Origin of the sequence: Nonomuraea sp. MTCD27, from assembly GCF_041950495.1 — a bacterium.
Lineage (GTDB): Bacteria > Actinomycetota > Actinomycetes > Streptosporangiales > Streptosporangiaceae > Nonomuraea.
Genome location: NZ_JBGNUW010000001.1, coordinates 515609 through 542391, shown reverse-complemented (window position 1 = coordinate 542391; position 26783 = coordinate 515609). Strand labels below are relative to the sequence as shown.

The window sequence follows — 26783 nt, the reverse complement described above, 5'->3', positions numbered from 1 at the left end:
TCAACGGTCCGGCTCGCCTGAACAGTCCGGTCCGGTCGGCGGACGCGCCCCGGGAGGGGGCGCCGGGTCTAGAGGGTGAGGCGGTAGAGCGTCAGAGGGCGGCCGCTGGAGCCGCTGGTGAGGTTGCCGGTGCGTTCGGCCAGCCCCGCCAGCTCCAGCCGGTGCAGCATCCGCCGCGCCGTGCGCTGCTGGACGGCGAGCCGCTCGGCGATCTCGCGCGTGGTCAGCGCCTGCCCGCCCGCCGCGTCGCGCGCCTCCAGCAGCTTCTCCAGCGTCGGCACCGACAGCCCCACCCGGCGGGCGAGCACCGACAGGCTCTGCTCGCCGGCGGATTCGTCGGCCACCGACTCCAGCACGATGTCGGTGTCGGCGCGCAATGACAGCACCGCGGCCACGCTCCCGATGCGCCGGGCCCTGGCCAGCGCCCGGCGGGCCAGGCTCTCGGCCTCGGCGGCACTGCGCCCGAGGCCGAAACCCACCCGGGCCACGGCGCTGTGCGCGGTGAGCCTGGTCAGCATGGGCAGCCCGGTGAAGCCGCCGGTGGCGTCGTGGAGGGGGCCCCGGGTGGTCACCAGCAGGTGAGTGCCGCCGCGGAAGGCGGCCAGCGTGCCGCCGAGCGCGCCGGCCTCGCGCAGCAGCCCCTCCTCGCCGTCCATCTCCACCAGGCCGAGCGCGATCTGCGCGTCCTCCTGCGCCTGACCCTCGGCGGTCAGCAGGAGCTGGCGCAGCGCCACGCGGACCGAGTGCACCGACGGCGCCAGCCGCAGCACCTGCATCTCGCCGCGCAGCGCCTCGTGCACCGAGCTGAGACAGGTGATCACGGGATGCGTCGGGGCGCGGCGGTGGAAGGCGATGACCTTCTTGGAGGTCTGCTCCGGGCGGTAGCCGAGGGTGCGCAGCTGGTCGGTGGGCAGCCCGGCCTCGTGGAAGGTGGCGGTGACGTCGGCGGGGGAGATGGTGTCGATGGACAGGCGGGTGATGTCATGGCCCTCGTGCTGGAGGCGTACCAGGGCGCTGAGCAGCGTCGCGCCCGAGTAGTCGACGAAGGCGGCCGGACGCGACAGCACGTCGGCGGCGCGGGCCAGCATGTACGGGACGATGCCGGTGAACAGCCAGCCCTCGACCGAGGTGGTGTGCGCCTCGACGATGGCCGGGGCCTGCGACTCGTGATCGTAGTCGAGCCGCAGCGCGCTGACCCCCGGCTGCTCCTCGCAGGTGGCCGCGACGTCGTCGACCAGATCGTGCGGGCCGACGACTCCGATGACGATACCCACCCGCGCCTCCTCTTCCTTAATACGGTCTAGACCGAAAGGTTATCCGGTGACCCTGCACTTTCCCAACATGGCCGAACCCGCGGGCCGCACCCTCGGCGACGAGGAGATGGCGGCACTGGAGCGGGTGATCCGCTCCGGCATGCTCAACTCCGTCTGGGGGACCGAGGCGCGGGCGCTCGAACGCGAGGTCGGCGAGCTGTACGGCTCGCGCCACGCGATCGCGTGCAGCTCCGGCACCGCGGCCCTCCACCTGTCGGTCGTCGCGGCGGCGCCGGACCCCGGGGACGAGATCATCACGACGCCGATCACGGACTTCGGTACCGTGGCCCCCATCTTGGCGCAGAACGCCGTTCCTGTCTTCGCGGACGTCGACCCGTCCGACGGCAACCTCGCCCCGGACTCCGTGGCCGGTCTCATCGGGCCGCGCACCCGCGCGATCATGGCCGTGCACCTGTTCGGGGCGCCGGCCCGGATCGCCGCGCTGCGGGCCCTGGCGGACGAGCACGGCCTCGTGCTCATCGAGGACTGCGCCCAGGCGTGGCTCGCGGAGCTGCCCGCCGGGCCGGCCGGCAGGCAGGCCGGCAGGCAGCCCGGCGAGCAGCCCGGCCGGCCGCCTGGCGAGCAGGCCGGCGGGCCGTCTGACGGGCAGGCCGGCGGGCAGCCTGGTGAGCTTCTCGGTGAGCTGCCCACCAGGGGCTACGCGGGCACGGCCGGTCACGTGGGGACCCTGAGCCTGCAGCAGTGGAAGCACATCACCTGCGGCGACGGCGGCGTCGCGATCACCGACGACGACGAGCTGGCCAGGCGCATGCGGCTGTTCGCGGACAAGGGCTGGGACCGGGCCGCCGGCCGCTCGCACGAGAGCCTCGGCCTGAACTACCGGATGACCGAGCTGCAGGCGGCGGTGGCCCGGGCGCAACTGGCGAAGCTGCCGGGCGTCGTGGAGTCGAGGCGGCGCACCGCCGGACAGCTCATCGAGGCGCTGGGCGGCCTGGACGGGGTGCTGGAAGCCGGCGAGCCGGCCGGCGCGGGGGAGGGGCGCGGCGTGATCCGGCTGCCCCGCCCTGACGGGCACGCCTGGTGGTTGTTCCCGCTCGTGCTGCCCGGCGGCGACGCCCCCGAGCTGGCCGCGCACCTGAGCGCGGCCGGGATTCCGGCACGGGCCGGATACCTCAAGGAGCCTCTCAACCGGGCCCCGCTGTGGAAGGGGCCGATCTACGGCGCCTCGGACTATCCCCTGGAGGGCTATCGTCCCGCCGGCTGCCCGGCGGCCGAGCGGCTGGTCGACAGCACGCTCGTGGTCATCGACTGGAACGAACACTACACGTCGGAGCACGTGGCGGCGATCGCCGACAGTGTCCGGCGCTATCCCGGAAGGGCCTAGTTACGTTCATGTATCAAGCATTGACCGGCTGCTCGCCGCTCACTAGGTTTCGGTCAGGACCGGTATTCGGGAAAGGAAAGCCACCGATGAGGAAGCTAACGGCAGCCGGAGTCGTGGCCGCCCTGAGCGTCGTGATCGCCGGGTGCGGATCCGGTGGCGGCTCGGGCTCGGACAAGAGCACGGTCACCCTCTGGATGTACCCCGTCATCATGGACCAGGCCAAGCACAAGGCCTTCTGGGACAAGGTCGAGAAGGACTTCGAGGCCGCGAACCCCGCCATCGACGTCAAGATCGACCAGCAGCCCTGGGACGGACGCCAGGAGAAGGTCACCACGGCGCTGGCTTCCAGGAAGGGCTTCGACCTGGTGGTGCTCGGCCCGGACCAGATCCCGCAGTACGCCCAGCAGGGCACGCTGGAGCCCGTGGACGACGTGGTCGCCCCCGCCAAGGCCAGCTACCTGCCCAACGCGCTCACCGCGCTGACCGTGGACGGCAAGCTCTACGGCGTGCCGATCTACCAGACGATCACCGCCCCCATCTACAACAAGAAGCTCTTCGCCGACGCGGGCGTCACCAAGGTGCCCGAGACGCTGGCCGAGCTGAAGGAGGCCGCGCCCAAGCTCGCCGCCGGGAAGGTCGCGGTGCTCGACTACCCGGGCAAGCCCGAGGTCTCGCTCAACCAGAGCTTCTACCCGATCCTGTGGGCCAACGGCGGCTCGGTCTTCGCCGCCGACGGCAAGAGCGTGACCGTCAACAACCAGCAGGGCATCGACAGCCTGCAGCTCCTGCTGGACCTCAAGACCGCCGGCGGCCTGCCGGAGAACACCGCCAGCAAGGGCAACGACATCGAGGGCGGCGCGCTCGCCTCCGGCAAGACCGCGATGTACCACGCCGCCACGGCGCTCCAGGCAGACCAGCTCGGCGCCGCCATCGGCGCGGAGAACGTGGGCATCGGCCTGCCGCTGGAGGGCTCGAAGCGGGTCGCGTTCGGCATCCCGGGCGGCCTGGTGCTGGCCAAGCACTCCGAGAACAAGGACGCGGCCAAGAAGTTCGCCGCCTACGTCGCCTCTCCCGAGGTGGCCGGGCCGCTGGCCAAGGAGTCGGGCTTCTTCTCCGCGCGTACCGACGTGACCATCCCGGACCAGTCGGCGACGTCCAAGGAGTTCGCCAAGTCGCTGGAGTTCGCCTTCCCCGGTGACACCCACCCCAAGGCCCGCCAGGTCATGTCGATGATCGCGGCGCACGTGCAGGCGGCGCTGCTCGGCAAGGAGGACGCCAAGACGGCTCTCGACGCGGCCGCGAAGGAGGGCAACGAGCTGCTGGCCGGCGGCAGCTGACACGATCGGGGCCTCCCCGCGTGGAGGCCCCGTTTTCTGGAAAGGTGTGAACCCCGGTGCGTCATCGCCTGCGCGATCCGATCACGGGACTGCTGTTCGTCCTCCCCATGCTCGTGCTGTTCCTGATCTTCAAGATCTTCCCCACGCTGGGCGCGGCGGGCATGAGCCTGACGAACTGGAACATCGGCGGCGAGTGGAGCTTCATCGGCGCCGACAACTACACCCGGCTCGTGAACGACCCCAACTTCTGGTCGAGCCTGCGCGCCACGCTGGTGTACACGGCCATCTACGTGCCGCTGGTCGTTCTGGTCTCGCTCGGCACCGCGCTGCTGCTCAACTCGATCGTCTTCCTGCGCGGTCTGTTCCGCGGCATCCTCTTCCTGCCGTACGTGACCAGCTTCGTCTTCGCCGGCCTCATCTGGCGCTGGATCTACGAGTTCGACGGCCTGATCAACGGCATGCTGGCCAAGCTGGACCTGGGACCGGTCGCCTTCATGGAGCGCTCGGAGCTGGTGCTGCCCGCGCTGGCCCTCGTCTCCTGCTGGAAGGGCTTCGGCTACTCCATGCTGATCCTGCTGGCCGGCCTCAAGGCCATCCCCGGCTCCTACCTGGAGGCGGCCCGGGTGGACGGCGCGAGCGCCTGGCAGCGCTTCCGCTCCATCACGCTGCCCCTGCTCAAGCCCGCCCTCTTCTTCGTGCTGGTGATCGAGACGATCGCCTCGTTCCAGGTCTTCGACACGATCTACGTGATGACCGGCGGCGGGCCGGCCAAGGCCAGCTACACCCTCATCTACGGCATCTTCGAACGCGGCTTCAGGTTCTGGGAGTTCGGCTACGCGGCCACGTGGGGGATGGTGCTCTTCGCCGTCGTCCTGGTCGTCTCGCTGATCCAGCGCCGCTTCGTCGGCAAGGAGAACACGTGACGATGACGGCCGCGCGTCCCGCCACGGCCCGGGCCGGCGGGCGGACCGCCGCGCCCCGGCGCCGGGGCCGCAAGTGGGCGCTGTACACGCTGCTCTCGGTCATCTCGCTGCTGACGATGGGCCCGTTCATCGCGATGCTCGTCGTGGCCCTCTCGCCGAGGGGCGAGCCGACCCTGCCCGCGCAGTGGCCCGACTCGCTCACCCTCGACAACATCACGCGGGTCCTGAGCGCCTCCGGGTTCGCCGAGTGGACGATCAACTCGCTGGTCTACTCGGCCGTGTCCGTCGTGATCATCCTGCTCACGGCGTCGATGGCCGGGTACGCCTTCGCCAAGAAGCGCTTCCCCGGCCGCGACGCCATGTTGTGGACCTTCCTGGCCACGATGATGGTGCCGTTCCAGGCCACGCTCATCCCGCTCTACGTGCTGGTGTCCGACTTCGGCGGGGCCGACACCTTCTGGGGGCTGATCGTCCCGACGCTGGCCAACTCGCAGGCGGTCTTCCTGATGCGCCAGTTCATCCTCGGGCTGCCGGACGAGCTGTTCGACGCCGCCAAGGTGGACGGGGCCTCCGAGCTGCGCGTCTACTGGACGATCGTGATCCCGTTGACCAAGCCGATCCTGGCCACGCTGGGCGTGTTCGTCTTCCTGTGGCACTGGAACGACTTCCTGTGGCCCCTGGTCATCTCGCAGAGCGACGCCACCCGCACGCTGACCGTGGGGCTGACGGTGCTCAAGACGGAAGAGCTGCAGTGGGCGACGCTGATGTCGTCGGCCGCCGTCTCGGCGGTGCCCTGCCTGCTGGTGTTCTTCCTGCTGCAGCGCTACCTGGTCAACAGCATCGCCATGACCGGGCTGAAGTGACCCGGAACTGAGCGCCTACGCTTGTCGCCCAGACCGTCTGATGAAGGCCATCCGGTGAGGGGAACAACGATGAGCACGATGAGCGCGCCGATCGACCCGCGGGCCGCGCGGCTGCGCGATCGACTGCGCGGCGCCCTGGTGGCCGCCGCCGCGACGCCGATGACCGCATCGGGCGAGGTGGACCTCGACGTCGCCGAGGCGTACTTCCGCGGCCTGGCCGCCGCGGGCGCCGACGCCCTGGCCGTGCTCGCCCACACCGGCCGCGGCCCCTTCCTGCCGCCCGACGTCCGGGCCGGCCTGATCGGGCGCGCGTGCCGTACGGGCCTCCCCGTGATCGCCGGCGTCGGCGGGGGCTCGACTCCGGCGGCCGAGGAGGCCAAGGTGGCCGCCGAGCTGGGGGCCGACGGCGTGCTGGTGTTCCCGTCGGAGGGCGACCGGGCGGCGCTGCACGACGAGGTGTGGGCGGCGGCCGGCCTGCCGATGATCGCGTTCGACCTGTACACCGCGCCGTGCCCGCCCGCCGTGCTGCGCGCGATCGTCCGGCACCCCGGCGTCGCCGGGCTCAAGACGGCGCTGCTGTCCGACGCGATGGGCTGCCAGGAGGCGATCGCCCGGACCCGCGAGGCGGACCGGCTGGCCATCACCGGCGAGGACCGGATGTTCGGCCCCTCGCTCCTGTGGGGGGCGCAGGCGGCGCTGGTGGGCATCGCGGCCGCGTCGGTGGAGACGACGGCGGCGGTGCTGCGCGCGTTCGAGGCGGATGATCTGCGGGGGTTCGAGCGGGCGTCCGCGCGGCTGGACCGGCTGGCCGCGGCCACGTTCACCGCGCCCATGGAGGGTTACGTGCAGCGGATGCTGTGGGTGGCCGCCGCGGAGGGGCTCATCCCCGAGTCGCACGCCGTCGACCCGTACGGCCCCGGCCTGCCGGACGGCGAGCGCGCCGGGGTCCTGGCGGCGGTCCCGGGCTGAGGGGCCGCCCCCAGCCCGGTGCCCCGGTCAGTTCAGGGGCCGGTTCGCCGCCGGGCTCAGAGGGCGATCCGGATCAGGTTGCGGCCCTTGAGCCCGTACAGCGCCTTGCGCGAGGGATCGATGGCGAGCCGGGAACCGCCGCCGAACCAGTCGCTCGCCAGCCCCTCCACGAGCCTCCTCGAGGTGAAGGCGACCAGGTCGATCTCGTAGACCGCGTTCTCGTCGCTGGTGTAGGCGTTGCGCCCGGCCAGCACCAGGTCGCCGCCGCGCTCGCAGACCTTCAGCGTGCGGGTGACCTCGCGCCCGCGCGGGTCGAACTCGAACAGGACTCCGTCGCCGGTGATGCCGTACAGGGCGAGGGTCGTGTGCTTGAGGCTCGTGACGCTGCTCGCGCCGGCCACCGGCTCGACCTCCCACCTCACCTCACGGGTACGCAGGTCGAACGCCGCCAGCCGGGCCGTCGACGTCACCGGCGGCGACCCGAGGCCCTCCTGCGTGCTGGTGCCCAGGTAGACGGTGCCCAGCCGGGCGGTCAGCGAGAACACCGTCTGGCGCTCGACCACCGGGCGGTAGGTGTCGAGCCGGCCGGTCCTGGGGTCGTAGACGTCGAGCGCGCCGTTCTGGTGACCGGGCTCCGGCTGGGTGGACATCACGATCAGTCCGGTCAGCCTGTCGTGGCACAGGTCCTTGGGCCGGTCCTGGTTGTGGCCGGTGCGCAGGAGGAGCTTGGCCTCGGGGTCGCCCGCGCGGTGGGAGTACAGGGCGGCCTGGGTGTAGACCCCGAGGTAGGTGGTGTGCCCGGCGGTGATGATGGTCTTCGGCTCGCCGGGGATGGGCAGCCGGGTGACCTGGCCGGTCGCCAGGTCGTGCAGGTCGCAGCCGCCCTTGCCGCCGACGTAGACGAGCCTGCCGTCGGAGTGCACGGACATGGGCTCCTCGGGGGCCGCCCTGAACCCCTTCTGCACGTGGCTCACGTAGTCGATCGCGCCGGTGGCCGGGTCGTAGACGAAGATGCCCGGCTCCTGGACGCCATAGATCCGGCCGCCGTGCTCCAGGATCCGGACGGTCTGCGCCTCCGGGAACGGCACGCCGAGGACCTCGTACGTGCCGTCCTCGATGCGGTAGCGGTAGAACGTGCCGGACGGGCGGCCGGCGAAGTACACCCATCCGTCGTGGATCAGCACCGAGACGATGTACTTCTCGCCCGGCGCGGTGGCCTTGACGATCTTGTACGCGGCCGGGTTCGCCTTCTCCAGCACCAGCAGCTCGGCCAGCGAGTTCATGCCGCCGGCCACGTGCGTGCCGCTGATCGACATGCTCGACACCCAGTCCCGGTCGGCCACCTCGGCGGGCAGCAACTCGCGCTTCTCGCCCGTCCGGCGATCGATCGCGACGAGGTGGGCGTTGCTGCCGACCCCGGCGTAGACGTGGGTGTCGTCGGCCTGGATGCTGCGCACGTACGCCTCGCCGGGGGCGGGCTGGCCGAGGTCGCGGCTGGCGCCGGTGGCGGGGTCGTACTCGACCACGCGTCCCGGCTGGGACATGCCCATGTAGACCTTGCCGTCGGGCGAGGCGGCCATGGTCCAGATGTAGGGGTCGGGGTACTGGGCGACCTTCGTGGTCGTGCCGGTCAACGTGTCGATCCGGTACAGGTCCGACCTGGAGTGGGTGCCCACGTACACGTCGGTGCCCACCTTGCACATCGCCCAGATGCCCACGCCGGTGGGGATCTCGAAGTGGGCCGTGACCTTGTCCTGGGCCAGATCCCAGGCGCCCACGACGTTGGGCGCCAGGCCGCGCGAGCCCAGGTACAGCACGTCGCCGACGAACTCGGCGTTGCCCAGCGGGCTGGTGACGCTGGCCGGGCCGAGATCGGTGATCGTGCCCTCGGGCTCGCGCCCCGAGGCTGTGGCTGTAGCGGTGGGTGTGGCGTGGGCGGGGCCGGTGGCGAGGGCGGGGATGGTGGTCGCGGCGGCCGAGGCGGCTGCGGCCTGGAGGAAACGGCGGCGGGGGATCATTCGCTGATACTCCTCGGGAAGGTTGGCCGCACGTTATTACGGCCTAGGCCGTAATGTCCAGATCGAAGAGCCGCGCGGCGTTGCGCCACGCCACCAGTTCGGCCGTCTCGGCGTCCAGGCCCGCGGCCGCCACCGCGCCGTACGCCGAGGCCGGGTCGATGAGGGTCGAGTCGGTGCCGAAGAGCAGCCGCGTGCGGTCCACCCCGGCGGCCACCTGGGCGATGCGGCCGGCCGGCGCGTGGGAGTAGCACGGCTCCAGATAGAGCCGGTCGCAGGCGTTCGCGGCCTCGATGGCGTGGGCGAAGCCGTCGGCGCCCATGTGCCCCGCGATGACGCGCAGGCCGGGCGTGTCGAGGCAGACCTGGGCCAGGTCCAGCACCGTGGTCCCCCAGGTGTGGACCAGCGCGGGCACCCCGGCCGCCGCGACCATGGCCAGCGCCTCGCGCGTCTGCGGCGAGGAGGCGGGCGACCCCGTGTAGTCGGTGTGGATCTTGACGCCCGCGAACTTGCCGGTGGGCAGGTATTCCCGCAGGTCCCGCTCGCCGTCGGCCGGCCTGCGGGGGTTGATCGTGACGTACCCCAGGTGGCGGTCCTGCGTGGCCAGCCACTCGGCCAGGGCCCGGTTGCCCGCGCGGGCGTCGTAGATCACTGCCTCGGTGGCCGACACGATCGACAGATCGATGCCGAAGCGGTCCATGGTGGCGAGGTTCGCCCCGGCCACGTCCATGGAGAAGAACCACGGGCCCCAGTGGGCGTGCACGTCGATGATCATGCGAACAGCCTCCTCGCGTTGCCGCCCGCCACCGCGGCGATCTCGTCCGGCTTCAGCCCGCCGGTCGCCAGGCGCAGGAGGGGGACGACGGGCTCGTAGTGGGGGGTGCGCGAGCCGTAGAGAAGCCGGTCGGCCGGTACGGTCTCCAGCGCGTCGGGGGAGTTGAGCAGGCGGGTCGAGGTGTGGAACCCGGGCTCGTCGGCGGCGACCACCAGGAAGTCGCCGAGGTGGTAGAAGTGCGTGTCCAGGAAGACCACCTTGGCGTCCAGGCCGGCGAACGGCTGCCAGAAGCGCCGTACGTCGCCGCCGGTCAGCACCACCAGGCCGAGCGCGGCGGCCCTCCTGGCGACGTGCCGGACCGAGGGGAAGCCCGCCTCGACGCCCTGCTCGTCGGGGAACAGCCTGATCGCCCGCACGCCCAGCGGCGCCAGTCGGTCGATCTCCCGCACCGCGCCGATGGGGTCACGCAGATCCACGGTCCCGACCGGAACCACGCCGGCTGGGGTGCCCCCGTCCGGGCCCCCGTCCGTGCTGTCTCCCGGCGCGAGCGGGCCGCCGGAGAGGGCCAGGACCTGGTCGTTGCCGGAGCGCATGTCGAACAGGGCCGCCCGCAGCGACGCCACCACGCCCGCCCGGATGCGGTGCGCGGCCAGGGCCTCCAGGACGGATCCCGGCGTTCCCGGCGGTCCGTCGCGGTCGGGGTACGCCCCGACCAGCACGTCCACGTCGAGGGTCACCTCGAGCTCGCCGACCAGTTCACGCGCGTCGAACGCCGTCACACCTGCCTCCATTGACTAATCCTGCTCAGAAGATTACGGTCTGGACCAAAATTGGGCAACAATGTGCGGAGGTGCGGTCATGCCGCGCAGTCCCCTCGTGGTGTCGGCGGCTCTGGCCGCCGCCTTGCTCGTATCCGCGATCCCAGCCTCGGCAACCACGGCGTCGGCAGCCCCAGCGTCGGCGGCCCCCGTGCGAGCGGCCGCCCGGAGCCTCGCGCAGGGGGCGCCGTCGTGTGCCGGGCAGCGCGTGGAGACGTCCGGGCCGGCGTCGGTGACCGGCGCGATCGTGGGCGCCGTCGTCCATGAGGGCAAGGGCTACGTCGTCACCCGCGGCCAGAAGCCGCCCGTGCTGGCCGAGATCGACCTGGCCACTCGCAAGGTGGTCAGGAGCGTACGCCTGCCCGACGCCCCGGCCACCGGGGAGCCGGAGGGCGGCTGGGCCACGGCGGTGTCCGGCGGCAAGGTCTACGTCGGCACCTACCCCGTGCCCGACCTCTACCGCTTCGACCCGGCCACCGGCGAGGTGGCGCACCTCGCCTCGTTCGGCCGCAACGGCGGCTACATCTGGTCCCTGGCCGCGGCGCCCGACGGCACCCTCTACGCCGGGACCTATCCCGACGGCCGGGTCAGGGAGTACGTCCCGGCCACCGGCGCGGTGCGCGACTTCGGCGTGCTGGCCACGGGGGAGCGCTACGTCAGAGCGGTCGCGGCCGACGCCGACAACGTCTACGCGGGCCTGCTGGACAAGGGCAGGCTCGTCGCCATCGACCGGAAGACGGGCGCGGTCAGGGAGCTGGCCCAGGGGGCGGGCGGCATCGGCGTCGTGGCCGAGCACGGCGACCGGATCCTCGCGGTGAGCGGGCCGGTCCTGATCGACGTGCGCAAGGACGGCACCGACGCCAGGCGGGTCTCCCTGGGCTCCGGCAGCCTCGACGCGCTCACGGTCGCCCCCGACGGCACGGTCTACGGCACCTCGCGCCCCGACGGCGCCGTCCACCGCTACCGTACGGGCGACAGCGCGCTCACCAAGGTCGCCGGCCCGCCGTCGCAGGAGGACGAGACCAGGCGGCTCGCGCCCGTCGACGACCACACCCTGGCCGGCTTCTCCGGCAGCGGCGGCATGTGGTGGCTGGACCTGCGCACCGGCGAGTCCGAGTTCACCGACCTGATCGAGGCCGGACTGCCGGCCGGCGCCGAGCGTCCGCAGAGCATGCTGCTGGTGCCCGGCCGCGCCGTCTACGTCGGCGGCCACTTCTTCATGGACGTCCGCGACCTGCGTACCGGCGCGCAGCGCAGGTTCCGGGTGCCCGGCGAGCCCAAGGACCTGGTACGCCGCGGGAACAAGATCTACGCCGCGATCTACCCCAGCGGCCAGATCATCTCCGTCGACCTGCGCACCGACCGGATCCGCAGCCTGGGCTACCTGGGCCACGACCAGCAGCGCCCGTGGGACATCGAGTACGACCCGGTGACCGACAAGCTGCTGGTCGCCTCCGCCCCGCTGGGCGGCAAGCTGGAGGGCGCCCTGACGATCGTGGACCCGGACACCGGTGAGATGGACGTCCACCTGGGCGTCATCCCCGGCCAGAGCCTGATGAGCCTCTCGCTCGACTCCCGCGCGGGGGTCGTCTACCTGGGCGGCGACGTGCTCGGCGGCGGCGGCGTCCCGCCGGTGCGGACCGCGGCCTCCGTCGCGGCGTTCGACCTGAGCTCCCGCACGGTGCGGTGGCAGGCGGACCCGGTTCCCGGCGCGCGGACGTTCCAGGACGTCAAGGTGCACGACGGCCTGCTCTACGGGGTCTACAAGCGCGACTCCGGCACCTGGATCGCCCTCGACCTGGCCACCGGGACGGTCAGGCACCAGGGCACCCTGTCCGGGTACGGCGAGCTGACCGTGCACCGCGGCCGGGTGTTCGTCTCGACCTTCTTCGGCGGCGGCAACGCCTACGAGCTGGGCACGGACGAGCCAGGCCCCGGCGCGCTGGGCGCGGCCCGGCACCTGGCCACCGGGCTGGGCGACGAGTGGTACACCAACCCGCAGCTCCACTTCGAGCCCGGCTCCTGGAAGGCGTGGGCCCTGAGCGGCCGGCACCTGGCGAGGATCGACCTGAACCCCGGCTGCCCGCTCTTGACCGTCACGCCACCGCAAGGCTAATTTCGGTCTGTGCCGAAATTAGTTCTGGACGCCCACCGGCTCATCGGCCCCGTGCCCTTCGACGACCTGCCCCGGGACCCGCTGCCGGAGATGGACCGGCTGGGCGTTCACCGCGCCTGCGTGACCCACACGCTCAGCCTCTACTCCGACGTCCACGCGGGGAACGAGGCGCTGCTGGCCCTGAGCGACCCCCGGCTGATCCCGGTGCCGGTGCTGCTCCCGGAGGCGTTCGGGCCGGCGCCGGACTGGGACGTCCCCATGGTCCGGCTCTGCCCGGCGCGCCACCGGTTCGAGCTCACCGGCCCCACGGCCGTGCGCCGGCTGGCGGACCTCGGCGCCATCGCGGCCATCGAGCTGGACGAGACCTCACCGGGAGAGCTCCTCGCCCTCGCCCGCCTGCTGCCCGGACAGCGCATCCTGCTGCTCAACCCCGGCTACCGGCGGCTGCGCGCGATCGGCGAGCTCATGACCGAGATCCCGGACCTCTGGCTGGAGATCGGCACCGTCAACACCCAGCGCGGCGTCGAGTGGCTGGCCACGCACTACGGCGCGGAGCGGCTGGTGTTCGGGACCGGTGCCCCGGTCATGGACGACTGCGGGCCGCGCTTCCTGCTCGACCACCTCGAACTCCCGGAGGCCGACATCGACCTGATCGCCTCGGGCGGCGGCCTGTTCGGGCAAGGAGAGCGCCGATGATCCTGGACGCGCACGGCCACCTCGGCCCGTGGCCGGACTTCCTCATCCCGGACCAGTCGGCCGGCGGCATGGTCACCCTGATGGACCTGCTCGGCATCGAGGCGATCGGCATCAGCCACCTGCTCGCCGTCGGCCCCGACGCCGAGGAGGGCAACCGGCTGGCGTTCGACGCGGCCGAGCGCCATCCCGGCCGGTTCGGCGTCTGGCAGGTCTACAACCCCCACCAGCGCAACCGGCTCACCGGCACGGGCGTCTGGGGCGTGAAGCTCCACCCGGACGTGCACGAGTGCCGGCTCGACGACCGCCGCTACGATCCCGTCTGGGAGCTGGGCCTGCCGGTGCTCGCCCACGGCCAGACGGGTTCCCCGTGGAGCGACCCCGAGCAGTTCGTCACCGTGGCCCGGCGACACCCGGACGTGCCGTTGCTGCTGGGTCACGCCGGGCTCTGGCCACACGGCTTCGCCCGCGCCGCCGACCTGGTGGGCGGGCACCCGAACGTCTTCCTGGAGATCTGCGGCTCCAGGATGACCGGCCGCTGGATCGCCCGCCTGGCCGGCCTGATCGGCGCCGACCGTGTGGTCTACGGCTCCGACGCCTGCTTCCTCGACCTGCGGATCGGCTTCGGGCGCGTGGCCCTGGCCCCCCTCGACGACGCCGACCGGGCCCTGATCCAGGGCGGCAACCTCGCGCGGTTGCTGAAAAGAGCCCTGTGACGGCGCCCCCGACGACTGCTGGAAGGACCCCATCCATGACGCTCGCCCTCCACGGCGGAGCCCCCGTACGCACCACGCCCTGGCCGGCCTGGCCGCCGCCGCTCGACGAGGCCCAGCGCGAGCTGGTCACCACCGTGCTGGACAGCGGCCAGTGGGGCGCCACACAGGGCGGATCGATGTGCGCGGACCTGGCCGCCGCGCTCGCCCGCCGCTCCGGCGTCGAGTACGGCGTGACGGTCGGCAACGCCACGCTCGGCCTGTTCGCCGCGCTGCGCGGCCTGGGGGTCGGGCCCGGCGACGAGGTGATCGTCCCGGCGTACACGTTCGTCGCCTCGGCCACGGCCGTCCTGCTGGCCGGGGCCACGCCGGTGATCGCCGACGTGGACCCGGCCGACCTGCACCTGTCCGTGCCCGCGGCGCGGGCGGCGCTCACCCCGCGCACGGTCGCGATCATGCCGGTGCACCTCGCGGGCAGCCCCGCCGACATGGACCCCCTGAACGCGCTCGCCGCGCGGCACGGCCTGGCCGTCGTCGAGGACGCCGCGCAGGCGCACGGCGCGGCCTACCGGGGGCGCCCGGTCGGCGGGCTCGGCGACGCCGGCGTCTACAGCTTCCAGGCGAGCAAGGCGATGACGGCGGGGGAGGGCGGCCTCGTCGTCTGCCGGGAGGAGGCCGTCCACGACGCCGTCTGGTCGGTCTGCAACCTCGGCCGCCAACGGGGCGGCGCCTGGTACGGCCACCCATCCGTCGGCTGGAACCTGCGGCTGACCGAGATCCAGGCCGCGCTCCTGCTGCCCTGGCTGGACCGGCTGGACCAGGAGATCGACCGCAGGAACGCCTTCTGCGCCGCCGTCGAGCGCGAGCTGGCCGCCATCCCGATGCCCGCCGGCCACGACGGCGAGCGGACCTCCGGGCAGCGGCCGGTGACGGTGGTCCCGCAACCGCCGGGCACCACCCGAGACTCGCGGCACCTGCTCATGCTCCGCCTGCACGTGCCTTTCGACCGGTCGTTCCTGCTGGCGGCCCTGGCGGCGGAGGGCGTCCCGCTCGACGGCGGCTACCCGCCGCTCGGCACCATGGCGGCGCTCACCGGGGCGGGCGCCCGGCCGGAGCCCTGCCCCGCCGCCGTGGCGGCCGCCCGCGAGGTGATCTGGGTACGCCAGTCCATGCTCATGGACGATCCCGCCAACGCCGCACAGATCGCCGAAGCCCTGGCCAAGGTCCTCACGTCGTGAGGTGAGCGGCCACGAGCCGGGACGTGAACCGGGTCAGGCGTGGATCGGGGACGCGGGGACCGGAGCGGCGCTCTCCTGGGTGCGGATCAAGGCGTCGCAGTCCGCGATCGTCTCCTCCAGCAGCGTGCACAGCAGCGCGTCCGGGTCCGGTACGCAGGCCTGCACGATCCCCACCACCGCCAGCTGCACCGCGTTCGGCGCCGCGTACCGGCGGAAGCCCTTCTCCGTGATCCGGGCCGCCCGGCTGAAGCGCCTGGCCTGCTCGGTCGCCTGCGGGACCTCCTCCATCGCGCGCCGGCTGCGCTCGCTCAGCCGCCCCGACGGCGCTCCTTCTAGCCTGGCCAGCATCTCCTCGGCGGCCAGCACCGACACCGCCAGCGCGAGCTGGCGCTCGGCCGCCGCCACCGGCAGGGCCGTGGTGGCGCAGCGCAGCGCGATGTGCGCGTCCACGCGCAGATCGTCGCTGGCCAGGCCGATGATGGAGGGGACCAGCCGGACGAGCTTGGCCCGGCTCTCGTCGCTGGTGTTGTCGTTGACCAGGCGGGCGAGCGCGGCCAGCAATGGGTGTGTGCACGCCGGATGGTCGCTCCAGCGTTCTCCGGCCAGGTAGGAGGCCAGTTCCATGAAGCAGGCCCCGCGCTTGGGGTTGCGGTGCCTGCCACGGGAAAGGACCGGCATGTGATCAAGGTGATTGTCCACGGGTGCTCCACTGCTCCGCGCGATCGCCGTCTGTCCAGTCTGTCCAGTCTGCGCCGTAGTGCCGTTCAATTCCAGTGATGTGGTGCCGGTGATGTGATGAACGTTCCCTCTACCCCGGCACGTCACACTCAGACACTCATGTCCGCACGAATACCGCGACCGTGCGGGCCGGGACGGTGAGCGTGCCGGTGGCGGGGTCGAAGGCCGACTCCCGGACGACCGGGTCGTCCGAAGCGGCCTGTACGGGATGCAGCGCCACCTCCTGCCCCGCCAGCGACGGCATCGCCTGCGGGTGCGCCGACGGCGTCGCGTTGAACACGACCGTGACCGACTTCCAGCGCGGGTCGAGCCCCGAGGTGTCCACGTGCATGGCGATCACGCCCTCCGCCGAGTCGGGGAACGTCAGCCGCCGCCGCACCTCCTCCAGCGACCCCAGCGCGAACGCCGGCGACGACGCCCTGATCCGCAGCAGCTCGCCGTACCTGGCCCGGCCGGCGTTGATGTCCGCGCAGCCGGGCCGCAGCGCGGGGTCGGCGAGCAGCGGCCGGGCGTAGGGCCACCTGTCCTCGTTCCCGGCCCGGGGCGGCAGGCCGGCGCCGAAGCCGTTGCCCTGCGCGCAGTCCCACAGCAGCCGGTTGAACCAGTCGCCCGAGTCGTAGGAGTTGCGGTCGAGCGACTTCGAGCGCAGCCGCTCGCTGCCCGCGTGCACGAACGCCGTCCCCTGCGACAGCACGGCCGTGGCCAGCGACAGCGCCTGCATGCGCACCCGGTCGGCCATCGGTGTCGACTGGGGCAGCTTGTACGCCAGCGCGTCGAACAGCGTCTCGTTGTCGTGCGCGTCCACGTACGTCACAACCTCCCCGGGCGCGGCCGCGTACCCGGCGGGCGAGCCGTTGTAGTCGACCTCCGAGCCCCGCTTGCCCGAGGGCAGCACGTAGCCGGCCAGGTTCCCGGTCAGCCCGACCCGGATGAGGTCGGCGTAGCCGGCCAGCCGCTCCCGCTGCTGCTCGGCCGTGCCGTTGGCCGGGGAGCCGTTGGGTGCCCCCGCCAGCCCCGAGCCGAACCCCTGCACGCGCGGGTCGGCGTCGAACGGGCCGCCGCCGCGCACCGCGTCCCGCAGCCGGTCGCTGAAGGTGCCGATGCCGGTCCCGGCCAGGTTCGCCTGCGTGGCCTGCTCGAACCGGGCCCCGTCGGCCACCTCGCCGAAGTTCCAGCCCTCGCCGTACAGGATGATCGACCTGCCGTCCACGCCGTCCTGCTCCACGGTGAGCGCGTCGAGGGCGCGGCGGACGGCGAGCATGTTCGCCTTCGGGTGGTGGCCCATGAGGTCGAACCGGAAGCCGTCGATCTTGTACTGCCTCGCCCACGTGACGACCGAGTCGACCACGAGCTTGCCCATCATCGTGTGCTCGGGCGCGGTGCCGGCGCAGCAGGTGGAGGTGGCCACGGTGCCGTCGTCCAGGAGCCGGTGGTAGTAGCCGGGCACGATGGGGTCGAGCACGCCGGTGGAGTGGGTGTGGTTGTAGACCACGTCCATCACCACGCGCAGCCCGGCCCGGTTGAGGCCGGCGACCATGGCGCGGAACTCCTTGATCCGCTCGTCCGGGTCGGTCGCGTACGAGCCCTCCGGCACCGTGTAGTGCAGCGGGTCGTAGCCCCAGTTGAAGGAGTCCTTGGCGGCGGTGCGCGCGACGCACTCCTGCTGCCGCTCGGAGTCGGGGGGCAGCGCGGCCAGGTCGCAGCCCGGCTCGGTCCGGTCGGCCTTCCGCTCCGGGATCGTGGCGAGGTCGAACACGGGCAGCAGGTGCACGTGCGTCAGCCCGTCCTCGGCGAGCGCGCGGAGCGCGCGCATGCCGGCGGAGTCGAGCCCGAAGGCCGCGTACGTGCCGCGCAGCGCGGCCGGGACGCTCGCGTCGGAGGCGGAGAAGTCGCGCACGTGCAGCTCGTAGATCGAGGCCCGGTCCTGCGGCACGGCCGCCGGCTTGGCCGCCCGGTCCCAGCCGGGCGGTTTCAGCGCGGCGCCGTCGAGGCTCACGAGCCTGCTGCGCACCCCGTCGGCGGTGACGGCCAGGCTGTAGGGGTCGGTGACCTCGTTCGTCACGACCTTCCCGGCGGCGGGGGAGTAGACCGTGACCAGGTAGGTGTACTCGCGGCCCAGCCACGTCGGCAGGCCGTGCACCGACCACACGCCGCTGTCGTCGTCGCGGCGCATCCGGTGCACGCTGCGGCCGGGGCCGTACAGGGCCAGCTCGACCTTCTGCGCGGTCGGCGCCCACAGCGCGAGCCTCGGGATCGTCCGGCCCGACGGGCCGAGGGTGGCGGTCGCGGCCTCGGCGTAGAGATCGTCCAGCACGCCGGGGATCTGCACCCCCGTCGCGGCCAGCAGCGTGCCGGCGGCGTCCCGCTCCACGGCCACGACCTGGCCGCGCAGCGCCTGCCGCACGAGGCCGGCGTCGCGCGGGTCCACCTTCAGCGCCGGGTACGCGGCCAGGTGCGGCCACCTCCGTTTCTGCTCCTCGCTCAGCGTGCCCGGGAGGAGCCGGATGAGCCGCAGGTCGCCGGTCAGGTCGCCGTTGCCGCAGGCGTCGTCGTACGCGATGTCGCCCCTGGCGCTGAAGGCCAGCGAGTGCCGCAGCGACGGCCCGCCGCGCCAGGCCACGGTGTCCCGGTCGATCCAGTGGGCCCTGGCCTTGCGCAGGTCGGCGTCCGCGCCCGTGGCGGCGGGCAGGTCCTGGTCGTCGCCCTCGTGGATGATGTGACTCAGGCTCTTCGCCCCCTCGGCGAGCGGCACCGTGAACACGGCCCCGAAGCCGTCTGTGCCCGACGGCCGCAGGGGCGAGGCCCGGTCGGCGGGCGCGGCGGCGCCGCCCCACACGTGCGGTCCCCCGCCCCTCGTCGTTCCCGTCCGGGCGGTGGTAATGCAGGACGACCGCGTTCCCGGCCGCCGCCAGGTTCCTGAGCGGGACTCGCCAGGCGGCGTTTGCAGTCCTTTCTGGAAATTTCTGAAATGCCGGGGAACCGCTTCCTGGCGGGGGCGCCAGCAGACGTGGCCTGGTCAGGAGTCCACAATGGGGACCGACCTGCGCTGATGCGGGCTCCGGCGGCGCAAGGGCGGCGGGCGGCGATCAATGTAACAACTTGCAGAAACCTTACGAACCCATCTACCGGTGAGCGTCACGTCGGCGTAACCTCCGGCTTACTCCGACCTCGACCGAGCTGTGAGGTGAAGGATCATGCGACGAAACTTACCGGCCGCAGCCGCCGTTGCGGCATTCGTTCTGGCGCTGTCCGCCTGTGGCGGCGGAGGCGGGACCCCCGCGCCCGCGGCGTCGGTCTCCGACCCGTCGAAGGTGAGCGGCGAGCTGACGTGGTGGGACACGACGCGCCCGGAGAGTGAGGGGCCGACCTTCCAGGCGTTGATCAAGGAGTTCCAGGCGAAATATCCGCAGGTCAAGGTCAACTATGTGAACGTGCCGTCGGACCAGGCGCAGAGCCAGTTCCAGACGGCCGCGCAGGCCGGCACGGGCGCGCCCGACGTGATCCGCTCCGAGGTGGCCTGGACGTCGCAGTTCGCGTCGCTGGGATATCTGCAGCCGCTGGACGGCAGCCGGGCGGTGGACAAGCCCGAGGACTTCCTGCCCGGGCCCTTGAGCAGCACGAAGTTCAACGGCAAGACCTATGCCGTGCCGCAGGTCACCGACACGCTCGCGCTGATCTACAACAAGCGCCTGCTGAAGGAGGCCGGGCACGAGGAGCCCCCCAAGACGATCGCGGAGCTGAAGCAGACCGCGCTCGACGTCAAGGCCAAGACCGGCGTGGCCGGGCTCGCGCTGAACGTCGACTCCTACTTCCTGCTGCCCTTCATGTACGGCGAGGGCGGCGACCTGCTCGACGTGGCCAACAAGAAGATCGTGGTCAACTCGCCCGCCAACGTGAAGGCGATGGAGACGGTCTCCGACCTGATCAGCTCCGGCGCGGCCCCCAAGCCGGCCACGACCGAGAGCTACGCCAACGCCATGACCGCCCTCAAGGAGGGCAAGGCGGCGATGATCTACAACGGCCCGTGGGCGCTGTCGGAGATCTACCAGGGCAAGGAGTTCCAGGACAAGGCGAACCTGGGCATCGCGCCGGTCCCGGCCGGGTCGGTCAAGGCCGCGGCGCCCACCGGCGGCTGGAACCTGGCCATCTACGCCGGCTCGAAGAACATCCCGGCCGCGTACGAGTTCGTCCGCTTCATGACGACCGTCGAGGCCCAGGCGAAGATCGCCAAGGAGATCAGCCTCCTGCCCACCCGTACCTCCGCGTACGCCGACCCGGACGTGGAGGGCAACTCGGACGTGGCGGTGTTCAAGCCGATCATGGACACGGCCGTCCCGCGCCCGTGGATCCCGGAGGGCGGCCAGCTCTTCCAGCCGCTGCTGGAGGGCTACCAGTCGCTCGTCGGCGGCAAGTCGGGCCCCGCGGACATGCTCAAGAAGGTCGACGAGCAGTACCGCGGGATCATGAAGGACTGGGGCTGACCGGTGGCGGTCTCGACCGGACGGTCGAGCGGTGGTCCGGCCGCGGACGAGTCCGCCCGCGGCCGGAGCCGTCGCCAGGACAGGCCGGGACGCCTGCGGCGCTCGATCGCCACCCACTGGTACGCGTGGGCCATGGTCGCGCCGGTGCTGGCCGTGATGCTGGTGCTGATCGGCTGGCCGCTGGTCCGGGGCGTCTACCTGTCGCTGACGGACGCGACCGAGGCGAACATCGGCCGGACCATCGGGGTGAACGTCATCCCGTCCACGTACGAGTTCGTCGGCCTGGACAACTACCTGCAGATCCTGACCAGCAGCCTGTTCTGGGACAAGCTGCTCTGGACCGTCGTGTGGACGGCCGTCTGCGTCGGCCTGCACTACGGCATCGGGCTGGGCCTGGCCGTCATGCTCAACCGCCGCCTGCGCTTCCGCTCGGTCTACCGGGTGCTGCTGATCCTGCCGTGGGCGGTGCCGGCGTTCGTGGCCGCGTTCATCTGGCGCTACCTCTACAACAGCGACTACGGCGTGATCAACGGCTTCCTCAAGCTGGCCGGGATCGGCGGGGTCGGCTGGCTGGACGACCCGACCACGGCGAAGATCGCGGTGATCGCGGTGAACGTGTGGATCGGGGTGCCGTTCATGATGGTCGCCCTGCTGGGCGGGCTGCAGTCGATCCCGGCCGAGCTGTACGAGGCGGCCGAGGTGGACGGAGCCGGCCCGTGGCAGCGGTTCAGGGCGATCACGCTGCCCGGGTTGCGGCAGGTGTCCGGCACCGTGCTCCTGCTCGGCACGATCTGGACGTTCAACATGTTCCCGATCATCTTCCTGGTCACCAGGGGCGGGCCGGGCAGCGAGACGGAGATCCTGGTCACCTACGCCTTCCGGGAGGCGTTCACCGGCATCCGCAACTACTCGGGCTCGGCGGCCTGGGGCGTGATCATCCTGGCCATGCTGATCGTGCTGGCCGTCGGCTACCGGCGTACCCTGCGCAGTCAAGGAGACCCATGGTGAGCACCAGAACCCGGCCGCGCGGCGGGCGCGGCCCGCTGGCCTCCGCCGGCCTGCACGCGGGCCTGCTCCTCGCGGTCGCGATCTCCCTCTTCCCGGTCGTCTGGCTGGTGCTGACGTCGCTCAAGCCGCGCGACAGCTGGCTGTCGGCCGAGCTGCAGCTGTTCAACGACTCCTCGCTGGACAACTACACCCGCGTGCTGACCGCCACGCAGTTCCCGCAGTGGCTGCTCAACAGCGTGTTGACCGCCGGGCTCACCATGGTCCTGGGCGTGTTCCTGGCGGCCACCACCGGCTACGCGGTCAGCCGGTTCCGCTTCCCCGGCCACCGCTCGGTCATGTGGCTGCTGCTGATCACCCAGATGTTCCCGGTGGCCATCCTGATCGTGCCGCTGTACAACCTGATGGCCGGGCTCGGGCTGCTCAACCAGATCCCCGGCCTGGTGATCGCGTACATGACGATCGCGGTGCCGTTCTGCGCCTGGATGATGAAGAGCTACTTCGACACCGTGCCGATCGAGATCGACCAGGCCGGGATGGTGGACGGGCTGACCCCGTTCGGGGTGTTCTGGCGGGTCGTGCTGCCGCTGGCCCGGCCGGGGATCGCGGTGACCGCGTTCTACTGCTTCATGACCGCCTGGGGCGAGGTCGGCTACGCCACCGTGTTCATGTCCCAGGAGGACAAGCGCACGCTCGGCGTGGGGCTGCAGCAGTTCGTCGGCCAGCACTGGTCCGACTGGGGGCTGATGACCGCCTCGGCGGTGCTCATCGCCATCCCGGCCGGCGTGGTGTTCCTGCTCGTCCAGCGCCACCTGATCACCGGCCTCACGGCCGGCGCCACCAAGTCCTAGCCCCGAGAGGAGCTCATGAGCAGGGACGGGGCTTACGCTGCTCACGTTTGAGTAATCGTTTCATCACTGTACGTGATGGGGGTTGCCGCAGGATCCTGGTGTCATGGACGGATTCCTCGACGAGACCTGCGGAGGAGTGACGGAGCTGCGCGTGCACGGAGTCTCCGGCACGCCCCCGGCCGGCATCCTGAACCACCCCCATCCCCGGCTCGTCGCGGGCGACGGCACCACCGGGTTCTACCGCCGCTGGTGGGCGGGCGGCAGGCCGGCCGGCGGCCACCCCGACGTGCCGGGCGTCCGCCACCGGGAGGCGTACGCCTGGGGCAACCTCACCTCCGGCGGCCGGACGATCGCGCTCTGGCTGCTCCTGCTGCCGTTCTCGCTGGCGAACCTGTCCTACTTCATGCTCCCCAGGCCGGCGGGCGGGGCCCGGCTGCGGCACGTGACGGAGGCGGCGCAGCGGCTGTTCGCCCTGTTGCTCACCGGCACGCTCGTCGGCGCCGTCACCCGGGCCGCCGTCGACCTCGTCGGCTGGCAGTGCACCGCCGCCGGCCGGGCCTGCGCGCAGGACACGGCCCCGGTCTGGGTGCACTGGCTGGCCGCGCTGTGGGGTCACGAGCCGTCCCGGCGGCTGGCGGTCACCGCGCTGGTCCCGCTGCTGGTCGTCGTCCTGCTGTGGTGGATCGCCCGGCGCACCTGGCAGCGCGACGAGCGCACGGTCGTGCCGGCCGGCAGGCCGGCCGAGGGGGCGCCGCGCGACGGCGGGCCGCTGGCCCGGCCCCGGCTGTGGCACGGCGGCGCGCCGGTGTGGCGGCTGCGGGTCGTGCACGTGTCCTTCGCCGTCGCCTCCATCGGGGTGGCCGTGGCGGCGCCGTTCGCGGGTACGGCTCGGGGGCTCGTGCTGACCGTGGCCAACGCCGGGGTGCAGCTGGCCGCGGCCGTGCTGGCGGCGTTGCCGTGGATCGCCCGGCGGCTGGACCCGCACTCGGGGGAGCGGGAGCCGGAGTGGCTCACGTTCGCCTGCCGGGCGCTGCGGGTGGCGGCGCCGCTGGTGTTCGTGGCCACGATCGGGGCGGCCCTGGCCGGGTTGCCGCCCGCCGCCGTGGCCGCGGGGTCCGCGTGGCAGCTGCCCGGCGTGGGGATTGGAGCGTTCCAGCTCGGGCTCACGGTCGGGCTCGGCCTGTTTATCCTCGTCGCCACCTGCATGCTGGCGCGCATGGACCGGCCGGGCCCCGGCGGCGGGCGCTGCGAGCGGCGGGCGATGGGCGGGCTGGCCGCCTGGTTCGTGCTGATGGCGGCCGCGGGCAGCGCGAACGTCCTGGCCCTCGGCGTGCTGTTCTGGACCGCCACGTTCTTCGGCGTCCCGGGGACCTCCGCCGACCCGGGGCCGCCGGGCCGGCGGTTGTTCCTCGACGACGCCGTCTGGTGGACGGCGGCCCTGGTGCCGCTGCTGGCGCTGGGCCTCGTCGCCCTGGCGGGCGTGCTCCACCTGATCCGCAGGGCCGAGGCGGCGCGGCTGGTCCCCGGGCTGAAGGCGTACTACGGCCAGCGCGACGACGCCGAGGTGGTCGCCGCCAAGTGGGCGCTGGCCTCCCTCACCGACCGCGCCGGGCTCGTGCTGGGCGTGCTCACCGGGATCGGGGTGGCCGGGTCCGTGGTGGTGACCGTGATCCACCGGCTGCGGCTGTTCACGCCCGACGGGGGGATCACGGGGCTGCTCGCCTCCGTCGGGAGCTGGGCCATGGTGGCGATCATCGCGGGGCTGGTGCTGCTCGGCCGCCGCACGTACAGCGACTCCCGGCTGCGCAGGACGATCGGCATCCTGTGGGACGTCTCCACGTTCTGGCCCCGGGCCATCCACCCGCTGTCGCCGCCCTGCTACACCGAGCGGGTCGTGCCCGAGCTGATGGCCCGGGTCGGCCGGCTCGCCAGGACCGAGCGGGACGAGGTCGTGCTGTCGGGGCACAGCCAGGGCAGCGTCATCGCCGCCGCCCTGGTGCTGCAGCTCGATCCCGAGCTGCGGGCGCGCGTCAGGCTGCTCACGCACGGCTCGCCGCTGGGCCGCCTGTACGCGCCGTACTTCCCCGCCTGGTTCGGCGGCGCCGGACCCGTGGCGGTACGCGACGCCGTGTCCTGGTGCAACCTCTACCGGCTGAGCGATCCCATCGGTGGGCCCGTCTTCCGGCCGGCCGACCCCCTCGCCGGGGAGCGGCAGGACGAGGTGGACCGGTTCTGCTGGGACCCGGCGCGGCCCGGTCCCGGGGAGCCGCTGCCCGAGGCGCGATGGCACTCGGACTACTGGCTCGACCCGCCCTACGACGAGGCCCTCAACCGGTTGATCACCGTCAAACCCGCCGCCTGAGCGGCCGGGCGGGTAGGGTTTCCCGCGTCCCGGGTCGATCGCCATGTCCGGATGGGGGCTGACGATGAGATGGGTGCTGCTGCTGGTCGCTTCGGCGCTGTGGTGGTCGTTGCCGGTCGCCGCCCGGGCGGACGACACCGCCACGGGTGAGGCCGGGGGGCGGGTGGCGTTCATCGGGGTGCCGGGGCTGCTGTGGGACGACATCGACCCCCGGGACACGCCGCGCCTGTGGGAGCTGGCCGGGCAGAGCGGGCTCGGGTCCGTCTCCGTCAAGACCGTCGGCACCGTGACGTGCCCGTACGACGGGTGGCTGACGGTGTCGGCGGGCGTGCGCTCGGCCGTGGGCCGGCGCTGCGGGCTGCCGCCCGAGCCGATCGCGCAGGGGCAGGGCGCGATCGTCCCCGAGGTGCGCGAGCTGCTCGGCACCCGCGACGGGACCTACGCGGGCACGCTCGGCACCGCCGTGCACGCCGCCGGTGAGTGCACGGCCGCCGTCGGCCGGGGCGCGGCCCTGGCGCTGGCCGACAAGGCGGGCCAGGTCGACCTGTACGCCTCCGAGCCGGCCGCGCTGGGCGACTGGGCGCGCTGCCGGGTGCTGGCGGTGGACGTGGCCGCGCTCGTCGAGCCGTACCTGGAGGACGGCAGGCTGCCGCAGGACCCGGAGGCGATCTCGCCCGAGCGGCGCCGCGACCTGGCCCGCCAGGCCGACTCCGAGGTGGCGGCGGTGCTCGACCGGCTGCCCGCCGGCACCGAGGTCGTGCTGGCCGGGATCGGTGACCACGGCTCCGTGCCGCACCTGCGGGTGGCCATGTGGAAGCGCCCCGGCATCACCGACCGGACCGGCGGCGCCGGATCGCCGGGCGGCGAGGGGGCGGCCGGCGGAACGGGCGGATCGCCCCCGGGGGAGGGGCCGTCGATCGGGACGAACTCCACCCGCCGTGACGACCTCGTGGTGCTGCCCGACATCACGCCCACGATCCTCACCGCCGCCGGCCTCGCGCCGCCCGCGACCGTGGTGGGGCTGCCGTGGCGGCTGGGCGACCCCGTCACCCCCGCCGACCTGGTCAGGGCCGACACGGCCGGAGTCAGCGTGCGCGGCACGACGGGCGTCTTCTTCACCGCCTTCGCGATCCTCCAGGTCGGCTTCTACGCGGTGGCGTACTTCCTGCTGTCGCGCCGCAGGCGGCTCGGCCTGGTCGGCACCGCCGCGATCGTGCTGGCCTGCGTGCCGGCTTCGACGTACGCGGTGAACCTGCTGCCGTGGGACCGCAGCCCGTACGTGGTGGTGACGCTGATCGGCGGGGTGCTGGCGGGCACCGCGCTCATCGCCGCCGTCGCGCTGCTGGGCCCGTGGCGGCGCGACCCGCTCGGGCCGCCCGCCGCCGTGGCCGCGATCACCGCCGCGGTGCTCGCCGGTGACCTGCTGACCGGGACGACGCTGCAGTTCAACAGCCTCATGGGCTACACGGCGGTGGTGGGCGGGCGCTACTACGGGCTGGCCAACATCCCGTTCGCGCTGCTGGCCACCGCCGTGCTCATGGTCACCGCCATCGCGGCCGAGCTGCTCGTCCGCGCCGGGCACCGGCGGCCGGCGGTGGCCGGGGTGGCCGGGCTGGGCGTGGCCGCGACGCTGCTGGCGGGCTGGCCCGGCGTGGGCAGCGACTTCGGCGGTGTGATCGCGTTCGTGCCGGGCATCGCCGTCACCGCGCTGCTGGTGGCGGGCCAGAAGGTGTCGGTGCTGAAGCTGGCCGCCTTCTGTGTGCTGGGCGGGGTGCTGGTGTCGGTCATCGCCGTGCTCGACCACCTGCGCCCGCCGGCCGCGCAGACGCATCTGGGCCGGTTCGTCGGTCAGGTGCTCGACGGGACGTTCCTGCCCATGATCGCGCGCAAGCTGGGCGCCATGCTGAACACCCTGCTCTCGCCCAACCTCATGCCCATCGTGCTGGCCGGGCTGGCCTTCCTGGTCTTCGCCGTGCTGCGGCCGGGGCAGGTGAGCGCGGGTGTGGTGCCCAGGGCGTTCGCGCAGGCGCCGATGCTGCGGGCCGGGCTCGTCGGGGCGCTGGTCAGCGGCGTGGTGGGGATGCTCGTCAACGACTCGGGCACCGCCGTGCTGTCCATGGCGGTGGCGCTGGCCGTGCCGCTGGTGCTGCACGCCGGGGTGCGCTCGTCGGAATCGCCCGCGGGAGAGGCCGAACGGCCAAGATCTGAAATTTTCTTTTAGTTCACTC

General features: G+C 72.6%; 20 protein-coding genes. 14 read left to right on the top strand and 6 right to left on the bottom strand.

Annotated features, from left to right (window positions below):
• Positions 1-68: 68 nt before the first annotated feature.
• A complete protein-coding gene (locus ACBJ59_RS02525; RefSeq protein WP_375108521.1) occupies positions 69-1274 on the bottom strand; it encodes a hypothetical protein in 1206 nt (401 codons plus the stop codon).
• Between the two features lie 46 nt (positions 1275-1320).
• Between ACBJ59_RS02525 and ACBJ59_RS02520 the strand changes: the two genes are divergently transcribed.
• The 5 genes from ACBJ59_RS02520 (at position 1321) to ACBJ59_RS02500 (ending at position 6750) form a co-directional block, all read left to right on the top strand.
• On the top strand, positions 1321-2658 hold the full coding sequence (locus ACBJ59_RS02520) for a DegT/DnrJ/EryC1/StrS family aminotransferase (protein WP_375108520.1): 1338 nt from the start codon (positions 1321-1323) through the stop codon (positions 2656-2658).
• A gap of 86 nt (positions 2659-2744) precedes the next feature.
• Positions 2745-3995 carry an ABC transporter substrate-binding protein gene (locus ACBJ59_RS02515; RefSeq protein ID WP_375108519.1) on the top strand — a complete coding sequence of 417 codons (1251 nt, stop codon included), beginning with the start codon at positions 2745-2747 and terminating at the stop codon, positions 3993-3995.
• Positions 3996-4051: 56 nt separating this feature from the next.
• On the top strand, positions 4052-4918 hold the full coding sequence (locus tag ACBJ59_RS02510; protein WP_364136503.1) for a sugar ABC transporter permease: 867 nt from the start codon (positions 4052-4054) through the stop codon (positions 4916-4918).
• Between the two features lie 2 nt (positions 4919-4920).
• The gene (locus ACBJ59_RS02505; protein ID WP_375108862.1) at positions 4921-5781 is read left to right on the top strand and encodes a carbohydrate ABC transporter permease; all 861 of its coding nucleotides are present in this window, start codon (positions 4921-4923) and stop codon (positions 5779-5781) included.
• A gap of 69 nt (positions 5782-5850) precedes the next feature.
• Complete coding sequence (locus ACBJ59_RS02500; protein ID WP_375108518.1) at positions 5851-6750, top strand: dihydrodipicolinate synthase family protein; 900 nt, start codon at positions 5851-5853, stop codon at positions 6748-6750.
• Positions 6751-6806: 56 nt separating this feature from the next.
• Here the strand turns inward: ACBJ59_RS02500 and ACBJ59_RS02495 are convergent, their stop codons facing one another.
• The 3 genes from ACBJ59_RS02495 to ACBJ59_RS02485 are packed head-to-tail and all read right to left on the bottom strand — an operon-like array spanning position 6807 to position 10319.
• Positions 6807-8768 (bottom strand): hypothetical protein, encoded by a 1962-nt coding sequence (locus ACBJ59_RS02495; RefSeq protein WP_375108517.1) that lies wholly within the window; start codon positions 8766-8768, stop codon positions 6807-6809.
• A gap of 43 nt (positions 8769-8811) precedes the next feature.
• Positions 8812-9540 carry an amidohydrolase family protein gene (locus ACBJ59_RS02490; RefSeq protein ID WP_375108516.1) on the bottom strand — a complete coding sequence of 243 codons (729 nt, stop codon included), beginning with the start codon at positions 9538-9540 and terminating at the stop codon, positions 8812-8814.
• Positions 9537-10319 carry an amidohydrolase family protein gene (locus ACBJ59_RS02485; RefSeq protein ID WP_375108515.1) on the bottom strand — a complete coding sequence of 261 codons (783 nt, stop codon included), beginning with the start codon at positions 10317-10319 and terminating at the stop codon, positions 9537-9539. Before ACBJ59_RS02485 ends, ACBJ59_RS02490 begins: the two co-directional genes overlap by 4 nt.
• Positions 10320-10398: 79 nt before the next feature.
• Between ACBJ59_RS02485 and ACBJ59_RS02480 the strand changes: the two genes are divergently transcribed.
• The 4 genes from ACBJ59_RS02480 to ACBJ59_RS02465 are packed head-to-tail and all read left to right on the top strand — an operon-like array spanning position 10399 to position 15118.
• Positions 10399-12474: a hypothetical protein gene (locus ACBJ59_RS02480; RefSeq protein ID WP_375108514.1), complete on the top strand. Its 2076-nt coding sequence runs from the start codon at positions 10399-10401 to the stop codon at positions 12472-12474.
• 9 nt (positions 12475-12483) lie between these two features.
• The gene (locus ACBJ59_RS02475) at positions 12484-13170 is read left to right on the top strand and encodes an amidohydrolase family protein (RefSeq protein ID WP_375108513.1); all 687 of its coding nucleotides are present in this window, start codon (positions 12484-12486) and stop codon (positions 13168-13170) included.
• Positions 13167-13883, top strand: coding sequence for an amidohydrolase family protein (locus tag ACBJ59_RS02470; RefSeq protein WP_375108512.1), 717 nt, complete (start codon positions 13167-13169; stop codon positions 13881-13883). Before ACBJ59_RS02475 ends, ACBJ59_RS02470 begins: the two co-directional genes overlap by 4 nt.
• Positions 13884-13918: 35 nt before the next feature.
• Positions 13919-15118: a DegT/DnrJ/EryC1/StrS family aminotransferase gene (locus tag ACBJ59_RS02465; RefSeq protein ID WP_375108511.1), complete on the top strand. Its 1200-nt coding sequence runs from the start codon at positions 13919-13921 to the stop codon at positions 15116-15118.
• A gap of 33 nt (positions 15119-15151) precedes the next feature.
• On the opposite strand, the gene ACBJ59_RS02460 is transcribed toward ACBJ59_RS02465, so the two are convergent.
• Both ACBJ59_RS02460 and pulA read right to left on the bottom strand, forming a co-directional pair.
• A complete protein-coding gene (locus tag ACBJ59_RS02460) occupies positions 15152-15796 on the bottom strand; it encodes a hypothetical protein (RefSeq protein WP_375108510.1) in 645 nt (214 codons plus the stop codon).
• Between the two features lie 157 nt (positions 15797-15953).
• Positions 15954-18692 (bottom strand): pullulanase-type alpha-1,6-glucosidase, encoded by a 2739-nt coding sequence (gene pulA, locus ACBJ59_RS02455; protein WP_375108509.1) that lies wholly within the window; start codon positions 18690-18692, stop codon positions 15954-15956.
• Between the two features lie 358 nt (positions 18693-19050).
• On the opposite strand from pulA, the gene ACBJ59_RS02450 reads away from it, so the two are divergent.
• From ACBJ59_RS02450 to ACBJ59_RS02430, 5 genes are all read left to right on the top strand, one after another.
• Positions 19051-20337 (top strand): extracellular solute-binding protein, encoded by a 1287-nt coding sequence (locus ACBJ59_RS02450; RefSeq protein WP_375108508.1) that lies wholly within the window; start codon positions 19051-19053, stop codon positions 20335-20337.
• Between the two features lie 3 nt (positions 20338-20340).
• The gene (locus tag ACBJ59_RS02445; protein ID WP_375108507.1) at positions 20341-21345 is read left to right on the top strand and encodes a carbohydrate ABC transporter permease; all 1005 of its coding nucleotides are present in this window, start codon (positions 20341-20343) and stop codon (positions 21343-21345) included.
• Positions 21339-22193, top strand: coding sequence for a sugar ABC transporter permease (locus ACBJ59_RS02440; RefSeq protein ID WP_375108506.1), 855 nt, complete (start codon positions 21339-21341; stop codon positions 22191-22193). Before ACBJ59_RS02445 ends, ACBJ59_RS02440 begins: the two co-directional genes overlap by 7 nt.
• Positions 22194-22296: 103 nt before the next feature.
• Positions 22297-24555 carry a hypothetical protein gene (locus ACBJ59_RS02435; RefSeq protein WP_375108505.1) on the top strand — a complete coding sequence of 753 codons (2259 nt, stop codon included), beginning with the start codon at positions 22297-22299 and terminating at the stop codon, positions 24553-24555.
• Between the two features lie 64 nt (positions 24556-24619).
• Complete coding sequence (locus ACBJ59_RS02430; protein ID WP_375108504.1) at positions 24620-26776, top strand: hypothetical protein; 2157 nt, start codon at positions 24620-24622, stop codon at positions 26774-26776.
• Positions 26777-26783: the final 7 nt, after the last annotated feature.